The sequence below is a fragment of the Massiliimicrobium timonense genome (assembly GCF_002160865.1).
Lineage (GTDB): Bacteria > Bacillota_I > Bacilli_A > Erysipelotrichales > Coprobacillaceae > Allocoprobacillus.
In genome coordinates this window covers 1-4,400 of the sequence record NZ_NFLJ01000072.1, presented here as the reverse complement: position 1 = coordinate 4,400, position 4,400 = coordinate 1, and the positions used below count along the sequence as shown (strand labels likewise).

The window sequence follows — 4,400 nt, the reverse complement described above, 5'->3', positions numbered from 1 at the left end:
ATTTTAACAAAAAAAGATTCCGACATTTTAATCGGTTCATATCAAAAAAGACCAATTATCATCAAAGATAGTTGGTCTTATGTTTTTATTTATCGGAATCTTTAGAAAGTCGGGATATCTTTTTGAATTCCGATATCGGAATTCAAAATGGCAAGAATATGCCTGATTATGATGTCATTATTGATATGGCAAAATATTTTCAAGTGAATGTTGATGAAATTTTAAATGGTGAAAGGCAAGTCACTCAACAAAAATCCAGATTTTTGAAAAATAAATATGCAATCATGAATAACATGAATTATCATGTTGTGAATTTTGTTTTTAATATTGTCAGTATTTTGATGATTATCATTGCTTATAATCAGGGGTGGTATGGTCAAGTTACTGAAGATTTCTTGCATATCCTTTTAGAATTTGGAAAATCATTTTTCTTTGATCCTATTATAATAATTTTTGTGATTGTGATGCTTTTATTGCTGCTAAAACATCTTAAGACGCATTTTCAATATATGCAAGAAACAATAGCTATTAATCTTATAATATATAATATGATTTTTATACCTATTATCATTGCTTTATCAGGGTTTATCTATTTTCTTGTTTTCTATGTCTATGAAAGTGCCTGGTTGGTTGCTTTTGTGAATATATTTTTGAATATGTTTTTATTTCATTGGTTATATGTCATGAGGTTTCATAATGAAGTTGATAGAATATGGACTTATCAAAAAAAGTCATGAGAGCATTGAAGGTTAATTCTTTGATAGACTTTTCGCATCAATCAAAATAATTTGATTATTTTTTGACATTTTTTTCATCTTTTGTTCGTTTTGTTGAGAGGGATATGAGAAGAATGATAAAATGAACCCGTAATGAAGGAGGAAGAATTTATGTCAATAAAAGTAATCATAATGGATGTTGATGGGACACTCACAAATAGTCAGAAAATAGTGACACCAAAAACAAAAGAAGCTTTGTTAAAGGTACAAGAAAAGGGAGTCATTTTAATTTTAGCTTCAGGTAGACCAACATCTGGATTAAGAGATTTAGCAAAAGAGTTAGAAATGGATAAACATAATGGTTTATTGGTTTGTTATAATGGATCAAAGGTCGTAGATTGTCAAACAGAAGAAGTTTTATTTAATCAGGCTTTAACTGTTGAAGAAGCAAAGGCCGTTTTAGAACATATGAAAAAATTTGATCGTGTACGTCCAATGATTGATAAAGATGATTATATGTATGTAACAAATGTCTATGATAATTATATTCAGTTTAATGGCAAACCTTTCAATGTGATGGAATATGAATCACGTGGTGGAAAGTTTAAATTATGTGAAGTTGATGATTTAGCAGAGTTTGTAGATTTTCCATTAAATAAAATTTTAACAACTTCAGATCCAGAATATTTACAGGCACACTATCAAGAAATGGAAGCACCATTTAAAGATACATTAAGTTGTATGTTTACTGGACCATTTTATTTTGAATTTACAGCACAAGGCATTGATAAAGCCAAAGCATTAGACACTGTTTTAAAACCAATGGGATACAAACAAGAAGAAATGATGGCTTTTGGAGATGGACATAACGATGCTTCTATGGTTCAATATGCAGGGATTGGAATAGCTATGGCAAATGCTGTAGATGATTTAAAAGCTATTGCTGATGATGTGACTTTATCTCATGATGAAGATGGTATTGCAGCAGCTATTTATAAATATATGCCAGAAATAAAATAAATTGTGCATTCATAAAATATTGATTATAATGTTCATGAGGTGAAACCTATGAACATTTTTAATTGTAGAAAAATACCACGTGTTATACGCGTGGTAAAAGAATCAAGCTTAGAGCGTTGAAAGTAAAAAGCCTCCAATGATACAATGAACTTAGCCTGGCAGCTAAGGAACAAAAGAATCAAAGGAGGTTTGTCTATGAAAGACACGAATAGTTTATCACATACATCATATAGATGTAAATATCATATAGTTATTGTACCGAAATATAGAAGACTGATCATATACAATAAATTAAGAAGAGACATTATAGAGATATTGATACTGCTGATTAACAGATTCAAAGATGTAGAACTTATAGAGGAACAGGCATGTCCCGATCATATACATATGCTGCTGGAAATTCCACCAAAATATTCTATATCAGAATTTATGGGTCAATTAAAGTCAAAGTCGACACTCATGATATTTGATAATGAGTGTTCTATAGTGTTGTATATAAGTGTTTTAAAAGACAGTAGGTGATGTAAAATGATTATTGAAAAACTAATGGATACGCATAATTTGACAGAATCAGAAAAACAAATCAAAAAATTTATTCTTGATCAAAATAATGATATATCAGCAATGACAAGTATTGAATTAGGAAAAAGAAGTTATACTTCACAAGCTTCAGTTATGAGATTTTATAAAAACTTGGGTTTAGGACATATCGTGAATTTATATCTACTTTAAATATTGAAAGAAATGAGCTTTTTAAAATACAAGATATCTCTACACAAAATTTTAGTCAATATTTTACAAGCTTTGAAAATGTACAAACAACACTTTATCAGATTTATGATTTATCTATGACAAAAACAAATGTTTTATTAGATAAAAATGTCATTACAAGAATTTGTAATCGTTTATTAAATGCAACATATATAGATGTATATGCTATTGGAATAGATGATATTATTGGAAAGCAATTGGTTTATAGACTTCAATCTTTAGGATTACTCACAACTTTACATGATACATTTAATCAAAAATATGTTAAAAATATTTCTAAGAATAATGTTTCTATTGTTATTTGTTTAAATGCTTCTCAATTACAGATATATGAAATTACAGAATATTTATTACAAAACCATATTTATACAGTTTCACTTATGGGAAGTCATCATCAACAGTTATTAAATATGAATCAAGATTCTCTATTGTTTTATACACCAGAAAATCAAGATATGGATGGATTAATAGAGGTTTTTTCAGCAGAATATGTTATTAATCTGATTTATGCTATATTAAAAGGAAGAAAAGAAAATAATATGAATAAATAGTTTATTTTATTCAAATGATATTCTAGGGAACATTTTTATGCTCTCTTTTTTATTTGTAGGTCAATAGACTTATGTTATGATAAGACTAAAGGATGGTGAACATATAATGAAACTAGGTATCATTGGAAGTGGGAAGATTGTCGATGAATTACTTTCTTTTATTCATGAGTTGGATGATATACAATGTATCCATATTTCAGGAACGTTAAGGAGTCAAGACAAATTAAAAAGACTAGTTCAAGAACATAAATTTAAACATTATTCTACAAATTATGATGATTTATTAAATGATCATGAAGTAGAAGTGATTTATATTGCTGTTCCTAATCATTTACATTATGAATTTGCTAAAAAAGCATTAGAACATCATAAACATGTGATTATTGAAAAACCAATGACATCAAACTATCAAGAAGCTAAAGAATTAAAAGATTTGGCTGTTAAAAATCAATTATTTATTTTTGAGGCGATTACAAATCAGTATTTATCTCAGTATACTTATATTAAAAATCATCTTCATGATTTAGGAGATATAAAATTAGTATCCCTCCAATTTTGTCAATATTCCTCTCGCTATGATGAATTTATGAAAGGGCATATTTTACCTGTTTTTGATTATAAAAAATCTGGAGGAGCTTTGATGGATCTACAGGTTTATCATATCCATTTTATTGTGGGATTATTTGGAGAACCTATAGATATACAATATTATCCTCATATTGAACAACATATTGATACATCAGGTGTTTTCATCTTACATTATCCACATTTTCAATGTATTTGTATGGCAGCAAAGGATAAACAGACTCCTTCTTTTAATATCATACAAGGGACAAAAGGAAGTCTATGCATTGAAAGTCCTGTGAGTCTTATTCAAGAAGTCAAGCTTATCAAAAATGATGGCACATCTGATATTATCTATGCTGGTCATCAGCATGTGATGTATGAAGAATGGCAAAGCTTTATAAAAATATGTCAAAATCATGATTTAAAACAATGTTATAAAATGTTAGAACAAAGTTTAATAGTAAATCGTATCCTCACTAGCGCAAGACAAAAAGCAGGAATCATCTTTCCTGCTGATCATATATTATAAAAATAGCTACCATCATAAGGTAGTTATTTTTATAATATGATATAATAGAAATGGCTCTAAACTTGAGCTAAAGCTTCTTCAAGTACCTTTTTGGCATTGAATTGAACAAAGTCGTCATCACTGATTAAAATCACAGGTGTTCCAGCTTTCGCAAGGTCTTCAAACTTTGATACAGAACTCTTAAGTTGTGGCGTCACTAAAATCACATCGGCTTGTTCAATAGAATATTCAATCATTGTTTCTGCA

The 4,400-nt window shown here is 28.6% G+C and carries 6 protein-coding genes and 1 pseudogene; 6 read left to right on the top strand and 1 reads right to left on the bottom strand.

The window, feature by feature from the left end; genetic code table 11:
- Window positions 1-122: 122 nt before the first annotated feature.
- From B5E75_RS13975 to B5E75_RS13950, 6 genes and pseudogenes are all read left to right on the top strand, one after another.
- On the top strand, window positions 123-737 hold the full coding sequence (locus tag B5E75_RS13975) for a hypothetical protein (protein WP_143746980.1): 615 nt from the start codon (window positions 123-125) through the stop codon (window positions 735-737).
- A 150-nt stretch (window positions 738-887) separates the two neighbouring features.
- Complete coding sequence (locus tag B5E75_RS13970) at window positions 888-1,736, top strand: Cof-type HAD-IIB family hydrolase (protein ID WP_087360518.1); 849 nt, start codon at window positions 888-890, stop codon at window positions 1,734-1,736.
- Between the two features lie 195 nt (window positions 1,737-1,931).
- Window positions 1,932-2,222, top strand: a pseudogene (gene tnpA / locus B5E75_RS13965) (IS200/IS605 family transposase); the annotation flags it as partial.
- 42 nt (window positions 2,223-2,264) lie between these two features.
- On the top strand, window positions 2,265-2,468 hold the full coding sequence (locus tag B5E75_RS13960) for a MurR/RpiR family transcriptional regulator (protein ID WP_087360515.1): 204 nt from the start codon (window positions 2,265-2,267) through the stop codon (window positions 2,466-2,468).
- A 116-nt stretch (window positions 2,469-2,584) separates the two neighbouring features.
- Window positions 2,585-3,058: a hypothetical protein gene (locus B5E75_RS13955; protein ID WP_087360512.1), complete on the top strand. Its 474-nt coding sequence runs from the start codon at window positions 2,585-2,587 to the stop codon at window positions 3,056-3,058.
- Window positions 3,059-3,164: 106 nt separating this feature from the next.
- The gene (locus B5E75_RS13950) at window positions 3,165-4,154 is read left to right on the top strand and encodes a Gfo/Idh/MocA family protein (RefSeq protein ID WP_087360510.1); all 990 of its coding nucleotides are present in this window, start codon (window positions 3,165-3,167) and stop codon (window positions 4,152-4,154) included.
- A 56-nt stretch (window positions 4,155-4,210) separates the two neighbouring features.
- On the opposite strand, the gene B5E75_RS13945 is transcribed toward B5E75_RS13950, so the two are convergent.
- Window positions 4,211-4,400, bottom strand: a 190-nt coding sequence (locus B5E75_RS13945; RefSeq protein ID WP_143746979.1) for a PTS sugar transporter subunit IIB, incomplete at its 5' end; no start/stop codon positions are given.